This window comes from Rhizobium sp. WSM1328 (genome assembly GCF_057653715.1).
In genome coordinates this window covers 82,670-103,361 of record NZ_JBYGKO010000003.1, presented here as the reverse complement: position 1 = coordinate 103,361, position 20,692 = coordinate 82,670, and the positions used below count along the sequence as shown (strand labels likewise).

Annotated in this window: 18 protein-coding genes and 1 pseudogene; 9 read left to right on the top strand and 10 right to left on the bottom strand. The window is 59.4% G+C overall.

Features of this window, described 5'->3' with window-relative positions:
• Positions 1–32 precede the first annotated feature (32 nt).
• Entirely contained in the window at positions 33–680 is a 648-nt protein-coding gene (locus AC2444_RS28140) for a TetR/AcrR family transcriptional regulator (RefSeq protein WP_128406051.1), read from the top strand.
• Between the two features lie 252 nt (positions 681–932).
• On the opposite strand, the gene uxuA is transcribed toward AC2444_RS28140, so the two are convergent.
• Both uxuA and AC2444_RS28130 read right to left on the bottom strand, forming a co-directional pair.
• A complete protein-coding gene (uxuA, locus tag AC2444_RS28135) occupies positions 933–2,120 on the bottom strand; it encodes a mannonate dehydratase (RefSeq protein WP_128449619.1) in 1,188 nt (395 codons plus the stop codon).
• Positions 2,121–2,162: 42 nt separating this feature from the next.
• On the bottom strand, positions 2,163–2,885 hold the full coding sequence (locus AC2444_RS28130; RefSeq protein WP_128449620.1) for a GntR family transcriptional regulator: 723 nt from the start codon (positions 2,883–2,885) through the stop codon (positions 2,163–2,165).
• A 273-nt stretch (positions 2,886–3,158) separates the two neighbouring features.
• On the opposite strand from AC2444_RS28130, the gene AC2444_RS28125 reads away from it, so the two are divergent.
• The 3 genes from AC2444_RS28125 (at position 3,159) to AC2444_RS28115 (ending at position 5,475) form a co-directional block, all read left to right on the top strand.
• Entirely contained in the window at positions 3,159–3,563 is a 405-nt protein-coding gene (locus tag AC2444_RS28125) for a DUF2934 domain-containing protein (protein WP_113546821.1), read from the top strand.
• Positions 3,564–3,619: 56 nt separating this feature from the next.
• Positions 3,620–3,871 carry a hypothetical protein gene (locus AC2444_RS28120; RefSeq protein WP_128406053.1) on the top strand — a complete coding sequence of 84 codons (252 nt, stop codon included), beginning with the start codon at positions 3,620–3,622 and terminating at the stop codon, positions 3,869–3,871.
• A gap of 329 nt (positions 3,872–4,200) precedes the next feature.
• Positions 4,201–5,475, top strand: a complete 1,275-nt coding sequence (locus AC2444_RS28115; RefSeq protein ID WP_128449621.1) for an O-antigen ligase family protein — start codon at positions 4,201–4,203, stop codon at positions 5,473–5,475.
• A gap of 28 nt (positions 5,476–5,503) precedes the next feature.
• Here AC2444_RS28115 and AC2444_RS28110 read toward each other — a convergent pair whose 3' ends face one another.
• Positions 5,504–7,519, bottom strand: a complete 2,016-nt coding sequence (locus tag AC2444_RS28110) for a polysaccharide biosynthesis protein (RefSeq protein ID WP_128449622.1) — start codon at positions 7,517–7,519, stop codon at positions 5,504–5,506.
• A gap of 123 nt (positions 7,520–7,642) precedes the next feature.
• On the bottom strand, positions 7,643–8,209 hold the full coding sequence (locus tag AC2444_RS28105) for a sugar transferase (RefSeq protein WP_113546817.1): 567 nt from the start codon (positions 8,207–8,209) through the stop codon (positions 7,643–7,645).
• Positions 8,210–8,932: 723 nt separating this feature from the next.
• Between AC2444_RS28105 and AC2444_RS28100 the strand changes: the two genes are divergently transcribed.
• Positions 8,933–9,178: a hypothetical protein gene (locus AC2444_RS28100; protein ID WP_012759919.1), complete on the top strand. Its 246-nt coding sequence runs from the start codon at positions 8,933–8,935 to the stop codon at positions 9,176–9,178.
• A 334-nt stretch (positions 9,179–9,512) separates the two neighbouring features.
• Here AC2444_RS28100 and AC2444_RS28095 read toward each other — a convergent pair whose 3' ends face one another.
• The 4 genes from AC2444_RS28095 to AC2444_RS28080 all read right to left on the bottom strand — a co-directional run bounded on the left by AC2444_RS28095 (position 9,513) and on the right by AC2444_RS28080 (position 14,996).
• Positions 9,513–10,277 carry a glutamine amidotransferase gene (locus tag AC2444_RS28095; protein WP_128449623.1) on the bottom strand — a complete coding sequence of 255 codons (765 nt, stop codon included), beginning with the start codon at positions 10,275–10,277 and terminating at the stop codon, positions 9,513–9,515.
• Between the two features lie 67 nt (positions 10,278–10,344).
• Positions 10,345–11,349, bottom strand: coding sequence for a rhamnose ABC transporter substrate-binding protein (locus AC2444_RS28090; protein WP_012759921.1), 1,005 nt, complete (start codon positions 11,347–11,349; stop codon positions 10,345–10,347).
• A gap of 51 nt (positions 11,350–11,400) precedes the next feature.
• Positions 11,401–12,411: an ABC transporter permease gene (locus AC2444_RS28085; RefSeq protein WP_128449624.1), complete on the bottom strand. Its 1,011-nt coding sequence runs from the start codon at positions 12,409–12,411 to the stop codon at positions 11,401–11,403.
• A complete protein-coding gene (locus tag AC2444_RS28080; RefSeq protein ID WP_128449625.1) occupies positions 12,408–14,996 on the bottom strand; it encodes an ATP-binding cassette domain-containing protein in 2,589 nt (862 codons plus the stop codon). The genes AC2444_RS28085 and AC2444_RS28080 overlap by 4 nt, the downstream gene beginning before the upstream one ends.
• A 283-nt stretch (positions 14,997–15,279) precedes the next feature.
• Here AC2444_RS28080 and AC2444_RS28075 point away from each other — a divergent pair, with 283 nt between their 5' ends.
• From AC2444_RS28075 to AC2444_RS28060, 4 genes are all read left to right on the top strand, one after another.
• Positions 15,280–16,512 carry an ROK family transcriptional regulator gene (locus tag AC2444_RS28075; RefSeq protein ID WP_128439962.1) on the top strand — a complete coding sequence of 411 codons (1,233 nt, stop codon included), beginning with the start codon at positions 15,280–15,282 and terminating at the stop codon, positions 16,510–16,512.
• A 500-nt stretch (positions 16,513–17,012) separates the two neighbouring features.
• Positions 17,013–17,798, top strand: a complete 786-nt coding sequence (locus AC2444_RS28070) for an SDR family NAD(P)-dependent oxidoreductase (RefSeq protein WP_128449626.1) — start codon at positions 17,013–17,015, stop codon at positions 17,796–17,798.
• Positions 17,799–17,811: 13 nt separating this feature from the next.
• A complete protein-coding gene (locus AC2444_RS28065) occupies positions 17,812–18,591 on the top strand; it encodes a MoaF C-terminal domain-containing protein (protein WP_128449627.1) in 780 nt (259 codons plus the stop codon).
• 9 nt (positions 18,592–18,600) lie between these two features.
• A complete protein-coding gene (locus tag AC2444_RS28060; protein ID WP_017968736.1) occupies positions 18,601–18,990 on the top strand; it encodes a nuclear transport factor 2 family protein in 390 nt (129 codons plus the stop codon).
• A gap of 21 nt (positions 18,991–19,011) precedes the next feature.
• Here the strand turns inward: AC2444_RS28060 and AC2444_RS28055 are convergent, their stop codons facing one another.
• Positions 19,012–19,953, bottom strand: a complete 942-nt coding sequence (locus tag AC2444_RS28055; RefSeq protein ID WP_128449628.1) for a helix-turn-helix domain-containing protein — start codon at positions 19,951–19,953, stop codon at positions 19,012–19,014.
• A gap of 10 nt (positions 19,954–19,963) precedes the next feature.
• Positions 19,964–20,679: pseudogene (locus AC2444_RS28050) on the bottom strand (SDR family NAD(P)-dependent oxidoreductase).
• Between the last annotated feature and the right edge of the window lie 13 nt (positions 20,680–20,692).

Genomic DNA, 20,692 nt, shown 5'->3' with positions numbered 1-20,692 from the left:
AATGGATGTCAACATGAATTTGGAAAATCGTCATGGTCCAAAATCAACAAATCGAGAAGAGGCCGAGAGGCCGGCCGCAGATACGCTGTGACGACGACACCAGGAACCTGATCGTCGAAGCGGCAGACACCCAGTTTCACGATAACGGCTACGCGGCGGCAAGCATCGCCACGATCGCCCAGGAGGCTGGTGTTTCCACAAAGACGCTCTACCGGCTGTTTCCGACCAAGGCCGATCTCTTCGCCAGCGTGGTCTCCGAGCGTATCAGCCGCTTCCTACTGGCGCTCGATCCCCCGATGCTTGCCGCTGCCGATCTGAGAGATGGTCTGGAGCGCATGCTGATGGCTTACGGCATGCTGACGCTTTCGGAAGATACGGTCACCATCATGCGCCTCGTTATCGCCGAGTCGGACCGTTTTCCTGAAATTGCCACATCCTTCTACGAACGGGCGATCCTGCGCACCAATGCGCTGATGGAAGACTGGCTGCGCCTACAGGTCGACCGCGGCCTCATTGCACTCGACGATCCGCATCTGGCCTGCGGCATGCTGCGTGGCATGATGGCCATGGAGCCGCAGCGCGCGGCGATCCTGCGCCAGGAGCCGCCGCCGAAGATCGAGGCGATCCAGGCGCGGGCGAAGATGTGCGCCGATCTTTTCCTGAAAGGTTGCGCGCTCTGAAGCATCGCTCGGGCTTCAGAGCGCGATGGTTTTTGTTTACGGGCGAGCAGTTGCTCTCCCTTCTCCCCAGCGGGGAGAAGATGCCCGAAGGGCAGATGAGGGGGCGCGTGCACTGAGCGCAAGCGAAGGGCAATATTGAGCGGTGTGCCGTGAAGCCCCCTCATCGCCTCGCTATCGCTCCGGCACTTCTCCCCGCTGGGGAGAAGAGACAAGTGGCAACGTCTTGCCCCCTCCTCGGCCAGAGACAACACCTCAGTTCGGCGGCGCACCGAGCGCATGCAGGATACCGCGCAGTTCGGCGAGGCCGCGCATGCGGCCGATCGCCGGGTAGCCGGGTGTGACGACCTTGTCGAGGTCGTCGAGCATGCGATGGCCATGGTCCGATCGGAACACGATGGTGTCTTCGGGACTGCGGCGGCGGTCTTCCGCGACCAGTTCGCTGAGAACCGCGACCATATCGACGTCGCCTTCCAGGTGCGCGCTTTCATGGAATGTCCGGCCGTCACCCTCGCGCGTCGTGGCACGCAGATGGGCGAAATGGATGCGCGAGGCAAAGCGTCGGGCGATCGCCGGCAGGTCGTTTTCGGCGCGGACGCCGAGGCTGCCGGTGCAATAACACATGCCGTTCGCCGCCGATGGCACCGCATCGAAGAGAGCGGCATAGTCGTCCGCCGTCGAGGCAATGCGCGGCAGACCGAACAGCGAACGCGGGGGATCGTCTGGATGCAGCGTCAGCTTGACGCCGCGCGCTTCGGCAGCCGGCGTCACCGCCTCCAGGAATTCGATCAGGTGCCGGCGCAGTCTAGCAGCATCGATGCCACTATAGGCGACCAGCTTTTCCCGGAAGGCCGGAATGGTCAGCGGTTCGGTGGTCGACCCCGGCAGAGCCGAGGTGATGATGCGGGTAATGTCGGCGATCTCGTCGTCCGTCATCGCCTCGAAGACGATACGCGCCCGTTCGCGGTCTTCGCTGGAATAGTGCTGGGCCGCATCCGGCCGCTCCAGGATGAAGAGATCGAAGGCTGCGAAACGCTCGTGATCGAAGCGCATGGCGGTGGCGCCTGTCGGCGTCACGTAATCGAGGTCGGTGCGGGTCCAGTCGACGACAGGCATGAAATTATAGCAGACGATCGGAATGCCGCAGGCAGCCACCGCTTCGAGGCTGGCGATCCACGCCTCGATTTCGGCCTTCGCCTCCCCGCCCTTGCGCTTGACCGCGTCGGGGATCGGGATGCTCTCAACGACCGACCAGACGAGCGGCGAACGGTCGCCCGGCGTCGTCTCGATCAGAGACTGGCGTTCGCGCACCTCCTTCTCTGTCCAGGCCCTGCCGATCGGCACCTGATGCAGCGAAGAGACGATATTCGTCGCACCCGTCTGGCGGACGTCATCCAGCGTCACCGGTGCTTCCGGTCCGAACCATCTCCAACCCTGTCGCATCTCTCTTCCTTCCGTGGTCTTTCGTTTCGTGTTGGCCTGCCGTCAGCAGAAATAATCGGGGTAACGCGCGCGCAGTTCGTCGACATCGGGAATGACGGCGCTTAGGTGATGGATCATCGCGTTGCGCGCAGCCGCCGCATCATGAGCGGCGAGTGCATCGCGGATGATCATGTGTTCCTGCACTACGGTATCCATACGCCCGAGCACCGGCAACGTCAGCCGCCGTGCCCGGTCGATCTGCACCTTGACCGTTTTCAGAATTGCCCAAATGCCGGGATAACCTGATATCTGCGCAATCGCCTCGTGGAAGGCCTCATCCTCCTCATGGAAGCTCGAGGCATTGCCAGTCGCGGCATGGGCCTGCTGGCGGGCAATGATGGCGTCGAGACGGGCGATATCGGTGGCGGAGGCGGTCAGCGCCGCAGCCTCGACCGTCGTGCCTTCAAGCGCCTTGCGCACGACAACTGCCTCAGGGATCGCCGAGACCGGCACCCGCGACACGACGGTGCCCGATTGTGGGTAGATATCGATCAGTCCGCCTTCGGAAAGCCGGAGCAGCGCCTCGCGCACCGGCGTGCGGCTAACGCCGAAATCATCGGCGATCCGCTTTTCCTGCAGCAGCATACCGGGCGGCATCCGCAGCGACACGATGTCTGCATAGAGGCGATCGTAGATGGCGCCGGCTGTGGTGATCCGGCGCAGCCTGCCCCCGACCTCCCGCAAAGCCGGGGCGACCAAAACTTCAGTTTCTGATGCTTGCCGCATGGATATACCAGGACGCTGAATTTCTGTGGCATACTAGTATATCAGTTTTGTTGCCGTGCCAAGACATGCCACTCAAGGTTCGGCGCCTCGCGAATTGAGCAAGTCCACCCGCGTGCCGTAGGCTCGAGGCAAGAACATGGAACGGCAATTACGGTGCGAAGCCCGGGTGAACGGCAGACCTCGCAGAAAATGGACACCCGATCTCTGCACCAAGGCGCTCTTTATTTGGAACTTAGATCGGCCAAGTTGGTTGAGATCCGCAAGGAGACTTTTATGAAAAAGCCAGCACGACCCGAAACGAGCGAAAATACAACCGATGGCGCCCGACCGGGAGTTCGACCCGCCGCGGAGGCAGGCAGACGGAAAGCGACTCCGCGAGCCTCAAAGGAAGTCAGCCGCCAGAGCGGCGGATCGCCGGCAGCAGGCCGCGAGGAAGAGATCCGAAAAAGGGCATATTCCCTGTGGGAGAAGGAAGGGAGGCCGGAAGGCAAGCACGGGCATCACTGGAGCCTGGCTGAACATGAACTCGATGCACAGCAGGGTGAAGCCGACAATCCTCCAAACCTCGCAGCATTGCGAGAAGCTTCGCGCCAACATACGGATACATTTCTCGTCAAGACCGATCTCGAGGACGCCGATCAACGCGAAGCCTCCCCCGGCACACGCGAGCAGGATTGAACTTTCCGGCTCGCGCCAATCTCAGACCTCTTGCCAATTTCAGAAAGGTACCCGACATGGTCGACAAACAGAACTTGAACGCCGGATTTACCGGAACGCCCACTGAGCAGCCGGAGGGATTGACCAAGGTGGCAAAGTCAGCGGCCAAAGAGATGAAGCGTGAGGCTTATGCCGTCGCCTTCGGTGCCAGAGAGCACCCGCGCACTGCAAGCGCATTGCTGCTCACCACCGGCATTGTCGCATTCGGGCTTGGATATCTCCTTGGTCGATCATCGGCGGAAGGTTCGACACGCCCATATTGGCGATAGCGGCCGCCGCTTCACTTCAACGAGGCGCATGCATCGGTTCTTCGACCAGCCGTGCCGATCTGGATGTCGCCGCCTCCTCTTCTCTCGGCAACGCCCGTCGGCTGCTTGCTATCAACCTTCAAGCCCGCACTTCAAACGTGTTTTCTGTTGAGGCCGGACTTACCGTCGCAGCCATTTTCCACTGATCATCGAATGGAACCACGTCTGTCCGGACGCCTGTTGCTGGAATACCACGTCGAATAAAGCCATAGATTGCACCCTCATCACAGCTTGACAGCTGTGATCGCGATCCTTAGCGAGGCAGCATCGACACGGTCAGGACCGGCAAAGTGAATTATCTTAGACAACTCAAGATGGCAGTGCTTTGTCAGGGGGATGAGGCCGGAAGCGCACTCGACCGAAACAACCGCATTGCCGTCTTTCTCTTTGCAATCCTTCCAGGGCTTTCGCCGAACTTTAACTCCTTCATCCTCCTCGCGTCGATGGTGTGGGGCGTCTACTGTCTGGCGACGGGCCGCCTCGCCTTGAACCTGTCGAGATCCGACCGGCTGGTTGCCATTTTCATGTCAATCTACCCGCTGGTGATGATCGCCAGCATCTTCATCAATCCGCCTTACTCCGACGTAGCGGACTGGATATTCCGCCTCCTGCCTTTCTTCTCGGTCTGGCTGATATTGCCGCGGATGCGCCAATCTCCCGATGGCCGTCTCGTGCCGCTCTTTATCCTCGGCGCAGGCATCGGCATGATCGTCACCTTTGTTTTCAGTCTACTGCAGATCATGTTTCTGATGGAGAGAGCAGAGGCTGGAACGTCCAACGCTGCCCTCCTGGGCGTGATAGGTATTCTGTTCGGCGGCATTGCGCTTCTCAACGTTCAATCTCCCAGAAGCGTGGAGCAAAGAATTGCGATATTGGGATATGCCGCCGGTCTAGGCTGCGTTCTGCTTTCCGGAACGCGCTCGGCCTGGCTGGTCATTCCCATCCATATCGTCATCTTCCTCTGGTATTTTCGCAAGCACAGCTTCCATCTGAGTTTGCGCAGCCTGGCTATTACCAGCTCCTTGCTGTTGGCGGGACTTATCGCCCTGGGCAGCGGCCAGATCCTCCATCGCATCCAGGCGCTTCAGGAAAATCTGACATCGCTCGAACGCACCGACGGCGAGATCACGTCGCTGAGTGCCCGGTTCGCCTTGTACAAAGGCGCACTATCGGCAATTGGCAAGGACCCGTTGACGGGTTATGGCCCGCAGAACCGGATGAGTTCGGTTTTGGCAGAACTGCCCGATAACATAAGGCCGCAGCTGCCTTACTCGCATGTCCACAACGGCTTTCTGACCGCAGGAATCGACGCCGGCGTTTTCGGTATTGCGGCACTTTCGCTGATGCTGCTGACACCGGTGATAGGCGCGTTGAGAAAAGAAGCGGGACCGGGCCGGGATTTAGCGATTGCGCTCGCTCTTCTGCTCGTCAGCAGCTACGTCATCACGGGCAGCTTTGGCATCATGTTCAATCAGAAAGCTTTGGATCCGATCTTCGCTTACCTCGTCGCCCTTATTTGTGCGGATCGCGGCAGCACACGCTTTGCCCCCGTCGTCCGGAGCTGACGTCTGGCATCCCTTGAGCCTGCAGACTCTACGACGTGCTTTGAATTGGCTGAGGCAGCCGGATTGGCTCGGCGCCGCTGAAAGCCAGATCCGAGACCTCACCTGTTGAGGAATAGCCGGAGACGAGTTCGGCCAACATCGCACGTGCCGCGACCATATCGTTCCGATCCAATACCGCATTGAGCGAGTTGAGCTTTTTCGAAAGCTCCGACCAGAAGAGGAAATCCTCGCGCGCCTTCATAATGCGAGGATGTTCGGTTGTTTCTGGGTTGTCGCCGATCAAAAGTTCTTCGTAGAGCTTCTCGCCGGGCCGAAGACCGGTAACGGACAGCTCGATATCGCCTTCGGGATTGTTCTCGTCGCGGACGGCCAGCCCGGAAAGCTCGACCATCTTGCGGGCGAGATCGGCGATGCGGACGGGCTCCCCCATGTCGAGCAAGAAAACATCGCCGCCGTCGGCCATCGCGCCGGCCTGTATGACGAGCTGCGAGGCTTCCGAAATGGTCATGAAATAGCGGGTTATATCAGGATGTGTCAGCGTAACGGGGCCGCCTTCCTTGATCTGCTGCCTGAAAAGCGGCACGACAGATCCGGAGGAGCCGAGGACGTTTCCGAAGCGGACCATGCAAAAATTCGTTCGCATTCTGTCAGTCGCCGATTCTGCTGCGAGCGCCTGCAGAACCATCTCTGCCAACCTCTTGCTGGCCCCCATCACATTTGTCGGACGCACGGCCTTGTCTGTACTGATCAGCACGAAATTCGAGACGCCGCATTTATTCGCCGCGCGTGCCGCGACCAGCGTACCCATCACATTGTTCTTGATGCCTTCCACGGCATTATGTTCGACAAGGGGAACATGCTTGTAAGCGGCTGCATGATAGAGCGTCTGAGGTCGCCAGCTCTGCATGACATGTTCCATGCGATCCTGATCGCGGACAGAACAGAGAATCGGGACGATCTGCGTATTTTCGTGTTTGTACAGTTCGGCCAGCTTCTGCAATTCGGCATGAATATTATAAAGCGCAAACTCGTTCTGATCGATGAGGATCAGGCTTGAAGGCTCGTTGCGCAGAATCTGGCGGCATAACTCGCCGCCGATCGAGCCACCAGCACCCGTGACCATTACCACCTTTTTACGCATCGCCTTGTCGAGCAACTCCTGCCGTGGTGCGACCGCTTCCCTCCCCAGCAGATCTTCGATCTCCAGCTCTCTGATGTCGGAGACGGCGATGCGTCCCTGAGCCAGGGCCGTGAGATCCGGCAACGTGCGAACATTGACCCTGGCTTTACGGATGTGCTCCAGGATTTCATTGCGACGCTGCCGCGATGCGGAGGGAAGAGCAAGAAGCACGTTGTGCACGCCGAGAGATTCTGCAAGCACCGGAAGGTCCGAGGGGTCGTAGATCGGCAAACCACCCATGACGCCGCCCTTAAGACGCGGGTCATCATCCAGATAGCCGACGACATTGAGTTCGGCACTGTTGATCAAGGCGCCGGCCAGCTGCCGCCCGGCCGTCCCTGCCCCATAGATCAGCACCTTGGCGAGCATATTCTTGTGAAGGATGCGCTGGTAGGCATCCCCGAGCCAGTAGCGGATACTCAACCTCGACAGCCCGATCGCAATCAACAGCAGGAAGGGCTGGAGGATACCGACGGTTCTGGGAACACCGGGGACGCTGAGGGCAGTAAATATCGTCATGAAGGCGAAGCCGTAGATCGCAATGGCCTTCAGAACAGTAATGAAAGCAGCCATATTGGCATAACGGAAGATCGCCCGGTACATGCCCATGACGATGAAGATGGGAAGGGCCATGCACAACGAAACGACGACCGGCAACCATTGCACGCCGGTCAGCACCGTCCATTCGTTGAGGCGGAAGCAATAGGCGAGCCAGATGGTCAGAACACAAAAGCTGGAATCCACCAGCAAAGCCAGGGCGCGTTTGGCAACACGCGGCATCGCCAGCAGAGGGGCGACAAGCGCTTGCAGCGGCATTAAGAACCATCCCGAGCGCGGCGTCTCAGTGGGCGTATTTTCAGGCATTGCTTACCAGCGTCTCGCAGATCAATAGACAACCACCTTCTTGTCGCTTTCTGCAACGAGCGCAACTGAAATAATCGGAAATCAAGGTCTTCTGCACCGACTTATCTATCAGAAGTAGGTAACCTAATGCCGTATGCCCTTACGGCGGATGACCTTCTCGGCAGTCATAAACAGGATGTTTATGTCGAAGCCGAACGAGCGACGTTCGAGATATTCGACATCGAATTTTACCTTCTCTGGAATCGGCAATTCGTCCCGGCCATTGATCTGCGCCCATCCCGTCAATCCGGGCAGGAGCTTGTCGACACCATGGGCGGTGCGCAACTCTATCAGATCATATTGATTGTAGAGTGCCGGCCGTGGCCCGACGAAACTCATCTTCCCCTCGAGAATGCACCAGAGCTGTGGCAGTTCGTCGAGGCTGGATTTGCGCAGAAACGAGCCGATGGGTGTCAGAAACCGATCTGGATTTTCGAGCAGATGCGTGGCAACCGTCGGTGTGTCGACGCGCATGCTGCGAAATTTCGGCATCAGGAAGATCTGATTGAAACGGCCGACACGTTTTGACCAATAGAAGATCGGTCCCGGCGAGGTAAGGCGAACACAAAGAGCGACGACAAGGATTGGAACGAGCAGGATCGCCGCCGCAATCAAAGCCAGGAAAAAATCCACCGCCCGTTTCAAATCCATGCTCCGCAGTTCTTCCGCCTTATTGACCGACCATCCGCCATTCGGCCTATCGCGTTGCCGTATCGTCAAAAACCGTTTCGCGTCAACTGCCATCATTCTCCGGTGGCGGACGGACGAGGATCGGCAAATCTTGACCGCGCAGGCAGATCGCCTCAAGCAATTCGCGAAAATCGTTCACCATTTTGCGCCAACCGGTCCGTCACGAACGAATCTTCGATCAGGGCGGGATCGAGATCAATCGACGTCTCACCGGTCGCGAGCTTGACCGCGATCGCGTTTGCCGCACCCGCCTTGCAACCAGCGCATCGATACTGCGCGCTGACGGCGCCGAGAGCGCCGATCCCCTTATAGGTGATTTGCTGTTTTCTCGTCCCTGTGCTGAGCCTGGCCGCCTTCGCGGTTCTCCTACGATTGAGTAGGATGAGAGCAATGCCAGCGCTTGCAAAGTAACGGATGAGGCAGCGATCGTCGCTGAATAGAGTATGAACCCGACCTGGCGCGGAGGCTATCGGACGTCGGCTACTAACATCGCCATCCGCGTCCTTTCGAACGCGACAGAGCTCAAGTCCTTTCGGACATCGGTTTTTCTACATTACGCTGCCATCTTGACGCATGTCTCAGCTCACCGTAGCGCGGCATAATTGTCGCCGACGGCCTATGGCCGCGCGATTGGAATGTTGGCGCTGCGCCCTAATTTATATCGACGCCAATGAGGGGAACAGCATGACGACTATCACCTACCATGTCGGCGAGCATGACGGCGGCTTCGCCTACCGCCTGGGAGACGTCTGGTCGGAGACCTATTCGGACCACGATAGCGCGCTCGCTGCCGCCAAGTCGGCGGCCCAGCGCCAGCACATTGAAGGCCGCGATGCCGAAATTTCATATCAGCTCGCCGATGGTCGGTGGCAGACGGAACATGCCGATGGCGGCGACCGCCCCGATACCGAAGTCGTCGACGACGAATAGGCAACGGTTGATGGGCGTCCTGGCAGAATCCTGCCTCTGCGGAAATGTGCGCATTGCCATCACTGTGCCCAACGCGGGTCGGCATCTGTCACTGTACCGACTAACGGCAGGGGACCCGCCGCATTCACCTACTTCGCCATATGGCCGGCCGGTCAGTTCGAGAGCGAAGGCGGCACTGTCGATCATGGTGGACGCCGATTCTGTCCGGAGTGCGGATGTCCTCCGTGGACGAGTAAAGCCGAGCTCAGGCAGGGCGTCCCTGACGAGTGACCGCACCTTGCTTCAAAGAAACTGCGGGAGATTTTCGGCGCTCGCCGTCGTTCGAACCATCACCCTAAATTTCTCGAGCGAGCCAGCGGATCATGTTGGCCATCAGCAGATCGTAACCGGGCCATTGCATGAAGTCCTGGGACAGCCAGTGAGGACCGATGTCGGTCGTCCAAGCTAGAGTCCGACCGGCGCCGTAGTCGCGAACCGATAGGAGCGGCATTTGTCCGGTGCGATGGCCGCAATGGATCAGTGTTTTCGTCTCCATGTCGCCGCGTGCGGCAACGCGGTTCATGCCAAGGACATAAGGTATCGGCGATGGCACTCCTGCCAGTATCGGATGACTGATTTCATGAATGACCGGATCCAGGCCCTCTGGCGCCTCCAAGCCATCCGGTCCGGGAAAACACTCGATAGGCAGGCATTCCTCCACCGCCGTGCCGCGGAACATGGCAAGACCATCGATGCCTTGAAAACTGCAATATCCGCCTGCCATCATCAGCGCCCCACCTTTATCCACCCACTCCCTCAGAAGCTCGAGGCGGTTCACCGAGCGGCGGCCTGCCCTCGTCTGCGGGGTGTAGAGAAGCGACAGCGCGCCCACGTCGGACAACACGACCGTGGAATAGGCGTCAAGTCCGTCCATCGTCGTCGGAAATTCGCTTTCGCAACGCTCGCCGCCGATCTGGACGACCACGACGCCATGCGCCGCAAGGCCCTGAATATAGCGCTCGGCACCGTTCGAATATCGCGCAGACGCTCCAACTTCATATCCCTTGGAGGCAAAGGAGGTGACGTGAAATGTCTCGCCGGCAAGCAGAACTGGCTTCATGGTGGTCTCCCGATGTCAGTTGAATTGGGTGGTGCCACTGCGGCGCCACCCATCACGTCGACGGATTTCAGAACTTGAATTCTTCGACGTTTGCCGGCGTCACGATATCCGCAGGTCCAAGAAGAACTTCGCCGTTAGCTCCAACCTTGTAGGAACCGAGCCTGCCTGCTTCGAAGGTCTCGCCCTCCTTGCCCGTCAATTTGCACTGCGCGACAGCCTGGGCCGCATAGTAGGTGAGGTAGCCGAGATCCTTGACGTTCCACCAGATATCCTGAACGGAGCCGTTCTGGATATACTTCTTAATGAGGGTTGCCGGCGCCAGACCGGTCAGCTTGACCTTGCCGAGAAGGCCCGCCTGGTCCATTGCACGGGCAGCTGCGGGCAAGCCGATGCCGGCCGGGATGATGATGCCCTTGAGGTTCGGAAATGCCTGCGCCAAGGCCAGCGCCTGCTGCTGATTGACCTGCTCGCTCTCCTGGCCATAGGCGACCTGAACGAGCTTCATCTTGGAGTATTTCTTGTCGCCCGCCATCGTCTTCTTCATGAAGTCGATCCAGGCATTCTGGTTCGTGGCCGTCGGGGTCGAGGACAGGATCGCAAACTCGCCGTCATAGTTGATCATCTGCCCCATCGATTCCAGCATCATTTCGGCCAGGCTGTCGCCGGCCGCCTGATTGAGGAAGACGGAACGGGCGGCAGTCGATACGTCGGAATCATAGGATACGACTTTCACACCCTGCTTGGCCGCGCGGCGCAAGGCGGGGGCCACGGCATTGGCGTCGTTGGCGGAGATCGCGATGACACCGACTTTCTGCGAAACTAGATTGTTGATGAAATCGATCTGCGCCTCGGCGGTTGCCTGCGACGGAGCCTGCTTGATCGCCTTGCCGCCGATCTCCTTTGCAGCCTCTTCCGCACCTGTTTGTGCAACCTGGAAATAGGGGTCTGTGTCGAGCTTGGGCAGGAAGCCGACCGTGACCGGTTCCTTGGCGCATTCCTGCGCGTTTGCCGCCGCGATGCTGGCGATCAAGCTGCCCGCGACAAGTAGAGTTTTGAAAAGATGCGATGTCATGTCGGTTCCTCCTCAAGATATCCGGTTCGGTGAAGCAGGCTAGCCCCGGAACTACTCGCCTGTTTTGACTTTGAAATATCGCGTTCGAACGCTGGCGAAGACGCGTTCCGCCGCATTGCTGGCCAACAGCGAAACGATGAGCAGAAGGCCGATGACCGTCCCCTGCGCGTCGCCGCCGATCTGCAGCAGCCCAAGGACGTTGCGAATGGTGGCGACCAGCAGAAGTGCCCACAGCACGCCGGTCAGCCGGCCACGCCCGCCGAAGACGCTGATCCCGCCCAGAAGCGCGATGGTGATAACGTCGAGCTCGATACCGACTGCGTTGTTGGCGCGAGCATTTGCAAGCCGCGCCGCGTAGACCATGCCAGCCGCCGCACAAACCACCCCTGATGTGACGAACAAGCCAAACACCGTTCGGGCGAGACGAATGCCGGAATAGCTCGCAGCGTCGGGACTTCCGCCGATCGCATAGATGCGTCGGCCGAGCGGCATCTTTTGAAGCGCTATGGCGAAAACCGGGGCAAGCAGCAGAAAGGGAAGGATGGTCAGCGGCACCGGCGATGTGCCAACAGTATCGATACCGAAATCAAGGAAGCTGTCGGGAAAGTCGTTGATCGAGTCCGAGCCGAGGAGAATGTAGGCAATGCCGCGAAACAGGGCCATGGTTCCGAGCGTGACGACAAGCGATGGAAGCCCGAGCTTCGTGACTAGCACGCCGTTAAAACCGCCGCAAATTCCGCCGGCGACCAGCGTGACCGGAATGGCCAGCAGGAGTGGCGCGCCGTGCTGGACGAGCAAGCCGAAGATCACGCTGGTGAGAGCCAATATACTGCCGACGGACAGGTCGATTTCGCGCGCGATGATCAGCAGCACCATTGGCAATACGATGAGCGCGCGCTCTGAAATGCCGGCAACAGCCTGCGAAATATTGAAGACGGAAGCGAAGTTCGGCACGCCCAAGAGAGCGTAGGCGACAACGGCGATCGTCAGCACCGCCAGGAAATTGTCCCAGTTGGCAAAGCGGGTGACGAAGTCGGGATTGCGCTCAGAGTTTCCGCTCATCGATGTGCTCCCTTGCACTTGCCGGCGGCGCGGCGGGCGACGAGCGCGTCGATGCCGATGGCGGCGAGAATGACGAGGCCATAGACCCCTTGCAGCCAAAGGGGATCGACACGCACGAGCGTCAGCCCGTTGTTGATGATGAGCAGCATCAGGGCGCCGGCCGCGACGCCCAGCACCGTGCCGGAGCCGCCACGAACGGCAATGCCCCCGACGACGACAGCCGCAATCACGGTCAACTCGAAACCGTAGGCAACGCGTGCATCGACCGTGGCATAGCGGGACGCCCAGAGCGCACCATCGAACCCGGCCAGAAGCCCGGCTGCTGAAAAGGCCATCAGGATGCGCGCACGCGAGGGAATGCCGATGAGGCTCGCTCCACCGGGATTGGAACCGATGGCAAACAGTTCCCTGCCGATCGAGGTATTGCGGAGGATATAGGCAACGACGAGCAGGGTGGCGATGGCGATCAGGAGCACAGCCGGAACTCCGAAAATATTCGCTGCCGTCATATCAAGCCAGGCTTGCGGCACCTGGTCGGCGCTCACCTGCGTTCCGCCGGCCCAAAGGCTGTTGATGCCCCGGAAGATCGACATGGTGCCGAGCGTGACGACGATGGCCGGCACGCGACCGTAGGTCACGATGAGCCCGTTCAGGAAGCCTGCGGCGAGCCCGATCGTGCAAGCCAGGGCGACACCACCCACCACGCCGATCTCGGGATGCAGATGGATCGTCGAGGCCGCTCCATAGGCTGCAAGACCGATGATCGCGGCCACGGAAAGATCGATGCTGCGGGTGATCACGACAAGCATCTGGGCGACGGCGACGATCATCAGAAGGCCGGCGTCCATTGCCAGGGCGGACAGGTTTGCGCCGCTCAGCATGCGTATGTTCAATATCGAAATGGGAATGACGACAGCCGCAATGGCCGCAAAGAGCCCCAATTCCCGGCGGGCCAGAACCCGCCGCCATGTGCCCTGCGCTGCTCTTTCCGGGATCACCGAGTTTTCGTCCAGATGCGGGACCGGCTGGGCAACGATCTCGCCATCCATCTTCTTCACGATCGCGTCGGTCGCTGCACCGATCACCTTTTCCTGCGTGGCCTCATCGTGCCGAAACTCGGCCGTGACCGAGCCTTCCCTCAGCACGATCATGCGGTCGGCCATGCCAAGCAGTTCCGGCAGTTCGGATGAGATCAGGATGATCGCCATGCCTTTGGCGGCGAGATCGGTCATCATCGCATGGACATCGGCCTTGGTCTGAACGTCGATGCCTTGCGTCGGCTCGTCGAGGATTAGGATGCGAGGATTGGTCGCTAGCCATTTTGCCAGAACGACTTTTTGCTGGTTGCCGCCGGACAGCGCGCCGACCGGCTGATCGAAGGACTTGAAACGCAGCCGAAGACGGTCAAGAAACGGCTTTGCAATGCCAATTTCCTTTTCGCGCGACATCAACCCGCCTCGGGTCGCCTTGTCGAGCACAGTCAACGACGCGTTGTTCAGAATAGGGAAGTCCATAACCAGGCTCTGCCCGATCCGGTCTTCGGAAACATAGGCTATGCCGTTGCCCATGGCATCTTTCGGCGAGGCAAAGCGCATTGTTTTGCCATCGATTGCAATCGTCCCCCCTGTCGGCTGATCGATGCCAAACAGGACCCGGGCGATCTCGGTCCGGCCACTGCCGACCAATCCGCCGAACCCCAGGATTTCGCCAGCTCTCAGTTGAAACGACACATCCTGGAACGAACCGTCACAGGACAGTCCCCTGACGTCAAGAACCACATCGCCAGGCGCCGTGTTGTTGCGAGGATAGAGCCCATCCAGGGAACGCCCGACCATCATCTGAACGGCACGTTCACGGGATAGATCCGCCGCAATCTCCGTTCCGACATGGCGACCATCACGCAGGACGGCGATACGATCGGCGACGCGATAGATCTCGTCCATGCGATGGCCAACGAACATCATCGCCACCCCTTGCGGGCGGAGATTGTCCACAACCGTAAACAACCGTTCCACCTCTCTCTGCGACAAGGCTGCTGTTGGTTCGTCCATGATCAAAACGCGTGCGTCGAGCGAAAGCGCACGGGCAATTTCGACGAGCTGCTGCTCGGATGTCCGCAGCCGCCCCAAAGGGGCTGTGACATCCACGTCGAGGCCGACGAGCGTCAGAAGGCGCGCAGCCTCGCTTTGCATCTGCCTGTGGTCAAGTTTCCAGCGTAACCCGGTCTGCCCGATGAAGAGATTTTCGGCGATGCTGAGATCGGGAAAAAGACCTGGATGCTGATGCATGACGGCGACACCGGCACGCTGCGCCTCCAGTGGAGACGCGAACGCAACGGGCTTGCCCAGCATGACGACCTGGCCGCCATCTGGCCGATGGACGCCGGCCAGAAGCTTGACGCATGTGCTTTTGCCTGCACCGTTCTCTCCAAGCAGGGCAAGCACCTCTCCTGCCCGCAGTTCAATCGACACATTTGCGACAGCGACGGTGCCACCAAAGACCTTCGTGACGCCCTCGAGCGACGCGACGACTTGGCCGGTCGTCCTCGTCCCAGCAGCTTTTGGTCTGCCTGAAACATCAAGCATCCGGCGCATCCGGAATGACGAGAATTTCCAACCACGCGCAGCGAGCCATTCCTGGTGCCTCCTCCGACCCCCTAGGGCAGACAACTCCACCCAACTCCCATCGGGCATTTATTAAAGCAGTTTACTATAATAATGCTTGATTGTGGTCAACCCACATTTTAAAGATGGCCTCTAGAGACAGCGTCCTGGCCTGCGCGATAGTTGCGTAAATTCAGCGGTCGCGTTACCGGTGCTGGCACTTAAAGCAACGTGCTTTTGAATGGTCCTTTCACGGTTGGATCGCATGGCAGGAAAAGGCAGTAATTCCGTCCAGCTTCGCCACTACAACGAGCGCGTTGTTCTGGACGCAGTGCGACGCTTTGGCCAAGCATCCAAGGCGGAGATCGCGCGGTTCGCACATCTTACCCCACCAGCTGTTGCAGCGATCGTTGAGGCTCTTGTCGCAGGTGGCTATCTGGTCGAAAATGGCAAGCGCTTCGGCGGCAAGGGCCAGCCGTCTGCAATGTACGGGCTTGCGAGCACCGGGGCTTATTCGATCGGCTTTCATATCGGCCGCAGAGCGATGGATGCCATCCTAATCGACTTTGCGGGGCAAATCTCCGCGTTCGAGACCCACGACTACGATCATCCGGATCCCGATAGCATAAAGCGCCTAGGCGCTGCCGCCATCGGGCGTTTCAAGTCACAGCTTGGCGCTGTTCATAGCTCGCGCCTGATCGGCATCGGGATTTCCGCCCCTTATTTCATTGGTGGATGGGACGAGGAGCTCGGATTTCCCGGTGATGTCCAACTGGCCTGGCGGTCCTTTGACCTGAAGGGCCATTTTGCCGACACCCACAGTCTTCCTGTCATGATCGAGAATGACGCGTCGGCAGCTGCCGTCGCGGAATTGGTGTACGGGTTGGGTAAGAAATTTTCTGACTTCCTCCACATCTCACTCAGCACATTCGTCGGCGGCGGCCTTGTCCTCGATGGGACCCTGCAGACTGGTCCGAACGGCAATACCGCAGCTTACGGGCCGTTCCCGGTGACACATTCGACGCTAAGCTCCGTTCCCAAGCCGGCCGGAAAATTCGAAGTCCTGCTTCATCGTGCCTCAATCTATACCCTCGTCCATCATCTCAGGACCAACGGTATAGACATCAGGCGGGTCCGTGATCTCGACCCGATGCCGCCAGCCGCGCGCACATTTGTTTCCGAGTGGCAGGACGACTGCGCGGATGCTCTTGCCCAGGCGATTATCGGAAGCATTGCCGTCATCGATGTCGAAGCGGTTGTCATCGACGGGCTTCTCCCCGCTCCACTGCTGATGGAAACCGTTGCCCGCGTCCGGCAATGTTTTTCAGAGATGGTCCCCCCCGGCTTGATCGCACCCACGATCACCGCCGGTGCCCTGGGAGCCCGGGGTTCCGCGCTCGGAGCGAGCATACTTCCGCTCTACCTGATGTTCGGTCCGGATACCGGCGTTCTCATGAAAAAAGGCAACGACAAGAAGCCGCTTTTGATTGGCTCTTAGGAAAGTTGATCGTGCCTTTGGCTTCCAGGGGTAGAAACGAAAACCTGGCGCTGCGGCGGGCGGGGCGAAACAGGATACGCCATTACTTTTTGCATTCGGCTTGATGAGAAGCAGGCACAAGACTTTCGCCCGTCAGTTTCCCGGCGCTTATTCTTCCACCGGGAATCGGATGAGGGCGGGCGCGAAACACACTTCCCATCGCGGATGTGTCAAGGCAATGAAGATTATCCTTCGTGCCTGGCAGCATGGACATCTTAGCCCGCCTTTCGATTAGAAGGTGCCGATCGTATCGGCCTTACTTGATCATCAGTCGCCGAAACCTCCAGGGGATCGTCGCAAGGTCGTGAGCTTCATTCTTGTGCTCTGACATCCGGCGAATGCCTCGGCCATGCAGCCCGCATTCCAAGGCTGTGCACTCTCAGTCAAAACTTACTGCAGAAGTGGACACGACGGCTCCGCCGCTTTGGGCCATGATATTCCTCAAGGTGAGAGGAGACATCATGCGCTTCAAGAACAAGACGGCCTTGATTACGGGCGGGGGAACGGGAATCGGTGCGGCGGTCGCCCGCCGGATTCGATTGGAAGGTGGGAATGTCACGCTCGTGGGGCGACGTCCCGATCCACTCCACGCAGTTGCCGAAGAGATGGGAGCCACGGTCGTTGTCGCCGATGCAGCCGACGGCGCCAGCATGAAGGCTGCCGCCCTTGCCGTCGCCGAGCAGTTCGGCAGCCTGGATATTCTCGTGGCCAATGCCGGCGGCCATGGTGTCGGCCCTACTGTCAGCATGTCAGACGAGACTTGGGATCTGGCGACCAGGCTCAACCTCAACACGGCCTTCGTCAGTGCGCGCGAAACGCTGCCGCATTTGATCGAGAGCAAAGGTAATATCGTCGTGCTTGCCTCCATCGCGGGGCTTTTTGCCGGTCCGGATGCCGCAGGCTACGTCACCATGAAACATGCTTGTATCGGCCTGGCGAAGTCGCTGGCTCGGGATTACGGCCGCCTCGGCGTGAGGACCAACACCGTTTGCCCCGGCTGGGTGACGACGGCGATGGCCGACGAGCAGATGGAATTCATCATGGAAAAATTCAAGCTGAAGAGCATCGAGGACGCTTATGCCCTTGTGACGAAGGACGTGCCGCTTGGCCGTCCTGCAACGCCTGAAGATGTCGCCAATGCAGTCTGCTTCCTGGCCTCGGCGGAAGCCGCAATGGTCAACGGCGCCATCCTGACCGTCGACGGCGGAGCCGGGACTGTCGATCTGCCCACGCTCGCATTCACCTGAGGAGGAGACAATAATGAACCAGAATCCGAAAGACTGGAAAACCTACGATCAGTTCGCATACGGGATCGACGCGAACCGACTGCCGGCGACGAATGCCCTTTCCGGCTCATCCCACGCGATCGCCTTTGACGACGGACGCAAGCTTCAACTCACCTTCCACGATGACAATGTGCAATGGTCGGACGGCGATGGCAGCGCAACCGACAAGGTCGAAGTCATCGAGGTTGCGCCCGACACCTTCTTCGTCGAAGTCATTTTCGCGGGTCGACCCAAAGAAGCCGAGACCTTGATCCTGAACGTTTCCAGCCGCCGCGTTCTCTCGATCTATTCGATTGTTCGCGAAAAGGAGCAATCCGTCGGAGAGCCGCAGGTGGCGCAGATTTTCCGACCCGGCATTCTCGAAGGCGGCGCAGTCAGCGGACCGGTGCCCGCCGAAAGCCGGGATCTGATCGGGCTAAGGGCGCATTTCACCTATAGCCCGAACCACGTCTACGAACATACCTATCTCTCGTCGCAACGCTATGCATGGCAATGCCTTGTCGGCGTGCAACGCGGGCACGGTGACGTCGACCTGACGACCACCTACAAGTTCGACGATGATCAGTACATCTTCACCTTCCGCGAATTCAAGATCGCTGTCGCCTCGACATTCTTCTACAATTTCAAGGATATGCGTTCGACAGGCAAATTCCTTGGCATCACTGGTGATGGCCATATCCAGAACAGCCCGGCCGGCGCCTTCATCCGCAAGGCGTCGATGACCTACTATCTCCCCGGGCAGGAACCAGTTTGAGGCAGAACGATGCGCACAGCCTATGAAATCGTGAAGGCACACTACGACGCCAACGCGCGCCGGGATATGGACGGCATGCTTGCCGACATCGCCGCCGATTGCCGATGGACGGAAATGGATGGCTTTCCCTGTGCCGGCACCTATGTCGGTCCGCAAGAGGTTTTCAAAAACGTTTTCTTCGCACTCGGAGAAGCCTTCGACGGTTACACGTTCGCCTTGGAACGGCTGCTGGATGCAGGCAGCGACGTGATCGGAATCGGTGATTATGCCGGGACGTACAGACAGACCGGCAAGTCCTTCAAGGCGCGTGTCGTTCACGTCTGGAGCGTCGCAGACGGCAAGATCCGGCGCTTCGAACAATTCACCGACACGCTGCGTGTAGCGGACGCAATGCGATAAACGCGTGGCGGCCTCGCGGATTCACACCGGGCCGCCCTTTCTCCAATCGGAGGGCGAAAGCGCATAGCGGCCACGAAACGCCCGGGAGAAATGCGCGCTCGAAGAAAACCCAAGCGCAAAGGCAATCTCCGATATTTCGCCCGGGCGGCATGCAGCGTCCCGTAGTCTGGACGCGGCCCTTTCCAGCCGCAGGCTCCAGATATAGTCGGCCGGCGTCGTGCCCTCGGCCTCAAATGCACGATAGATGTAGCGAATGGAACAACCCATGCGGCGCGCGATCATGCCGACATCGAGATCTGGCCGCGAGATGTGGTCCGAGACAAAGTCCTTCACACGCCGTCGCAGCAGGTCAAGGGAATGGGCGCTTGATCGTTCCCGCTGCGGATCGACGCCGATCATGGTGCGAACGAGCTCGATCATCGTCTGGCCGAGGCTGGCACGCGCGGTATCGTCCAACTTGCCAATCTCCCGGATTGTCGAATCCATCAGCGAAAGCAGGATGCGCTGCATCCCCGCATGTTCAGGCATGGCGACAAACGGCTCCATCAGCCGGTTGACCGCTTGAACTGGAAGCGCGCGACGCGGCAATTGCAGGAGAAGCAGGCGGACAGCCGTTCTATTGGTCAGCACATAGGGACGGCTTGGATCATACATGATGCTCGCGCCGGCGCCGACTGGAACGCTACGGCCATTTTGGTTGAGGGACGAAAAGCCATGTGTCTGGAAAACCAATTTGATGGCATCGGGAGAGTCCGAGCCGAGGGTCACGCGCTCGTCAAAAACCGTGTGCGTATCGGCTTCCAGCAGTGTCAGGCGGCAGGTGCCGAGCATTGCCGACAACAGCCGGCTTTGATCTTCGTCACCCGATTGAAAATCGAGCCGCACATTGCCAAACAAGCTGCGGGCAACGCTCGGAAAATCCCTTCCCCCTGCAACTTTAACGGATGAGAAAACCGGTTCCATGCTGTCTTCCTCATGAGGTCAGGTAGCCGCCGTCGACCGGCAGGCAGACGCCGGTTATGTAGCGTGCTGCCTCGGACGACAGGAAGACGATCGCGTCGGCGACTTCCGCCGCCTCGCCCCATCGTCCCGCCGGTATGCGGTTTCTGATCGGCGCCGAAACGACTTCATCGGCAAACAATGCCCGGCTCAGCGGCGTTACGATCCAGCCCGGCGCGACAGCGTTGACGCGGATATTCTCCGCCGCAAACTCCTGCGCCAACGACTTTGTCAGTTGTACGATCGCTCCCTTGCTGGCCGAATAACCTGGCCGATCTGCCGCGCGAAAGTCGAATACATGGACGCAATGTTGATGATGGACGAACCGGATGTCATCCGGCTGCGGCCCAAGCGACAACAATCCATGACGGACGTCAGGTTGATTGCTATGACCTCATCGAACTTCTCTTTCTTCCATTCGTCGCGATCGCGGCTGACGCCGGTGCAATTCACGAGCACATCAATCTGATTGAGGCTCGCGAAGAAATCGTCGAGAGCGCCGGGCTGAAGGACGTTGATGTCCCAGCTCTCGATCCGCTCGCTGCGTGGTCCGCCGGCGGCGCCAAGGCCGCAGCAGACGACCCGGGCACCGAGCGCAGCAAAACGCTCAGCCGTCGCAGCCCCAATGCCCGATGTTCCGCCGGGGATAACGACCGTGCGGCCGGTAAAAAGATCGTTGGCAAAGGTCATCGTCTCTCCTTGA

Excerpts from the sequence above, each read along its gene's own strand:
- AC2444_RS28140 (WP_128406051.1), top strand. The coding sequence starts at position 33 with ATGGTCCAAAATCAACAAATCGAGAAGAGGCCGAGAGGCCGGCCGCAG.
- uxuA (WP_128449619.1), bottom strand. The coding sequence starts at position 2,120 with ATGCGACAGGGTTGGAGATGGTTCGGACCGGAAGCACCGGTGACGCTG.
- AC2444_RS28130 (WP_128449620.1), bottom strand. The coding sequence starts at position 2,885 with ATGCGGCAAGCATCAGAAACTGAAGTTTTGGTCGCCCCGGCTTTGCGG.
- AC2444_RS28125 (WP_113546821.1), top strand. The coding sequence starts at position 3,159 with ATGAAAAAGCCAGCACGACCCGAAACGAGCGAAAATACAACCGATGGC.
- AC2444_RS28120 (WP_128406053.1), top strand. The coding sequence starts at position 3,620 with ATGGTCGACAAACAGAACTTGAACGCCGGATTTACCGGAACGCCCACT.
- AC2444_RS28110 (WP_128449622.1), bottom strand. The coding sequence starts at position 7,519 with ATGCCTGAAAATACGCCCACTGAGACGCCGCGCTCGGGATGGTTCTTA.
- AC2444_RS28105 (WP_113546817.1), bottom strand. The coding sequence starts at position 8,209 with ATGGATTTGAAACGGGCGGTGGATTTTTTCCTGGCTTTGATTGCGGCG.
- AC2444_RS28100 (WP_012759919.1), top strand. The coding sequence starts at position 8,933 with ATGACGACTATCACCTACCATGTCGGCGAGCATGACGGCGGCTTCGCC.
- AC2444_RS28095 (WP_128449623.1), bottom strand. The coding sequence starts at position 10,277 with ATGAAGCCAGTTCTGCTTGCCGGCGAGACATTTCACGTCACCTCCTTT.
- AC2444_RS28090 (WP_012759921.1), bottom strand. The coding sequence starts at position 11,349 with ATGACATCGCATCTTTTCAAAACTCTACTTGTCGCGGGCAGCTTGATC.
- AC2444_RS28085 (WP_128449624.1), bottom strand. The coding sequence starts at position 12,411 with ATGAGCGGAAACTCTGAGCGCAATCCCGACTTCGTCACCCGCTTTGCC.
- AC2444_RS28080 (WP_128449625.1), bottom strand. The coding sequence starts at position 14,996 with ATGCTTGATGTTTCAGGCAGACCAAAAGCTGCTGGGACGAGGACGACC.
- AC2444_RS28075 (WP_128439962.1), top strand. The coding sequence starts at position 15,280 with ATGGCAGGAAAAGGCAGTAATTCCGTCCAGCTTCGCCACTACAACGAG.
- AC2444_RS28070 (WP_128449626.1), top strand. The coding sequence starts at position 17,013 with ATGCGCTTCAAGAACAAGACGGCCTTGATTACGGGCGGGGGAACGGGA.
- AC2444_RS28065 (WP_128449627.1), top strand. The coding sequence starts at position 17,812 with ATGAACCAGAATCCGAAAGACTGGAAAACCTACGATCAGTTCGCATAC.
- AC2444_RS28060 (WP_017968736.1), top strand. The coding sequence starts at position 18,601 with ATGCGCACAGCCTATGAAATCGTGAAGGCACACTACGACGCCAACGCG.
- AC2444_RS28055 (WP_128449628.1), bottom strand. The coding sequence starts at position 19,953 with ATGGAACCGGTTTTCTCATCCGTTAAAGTTGCAGGGGGAAGGGATTTT.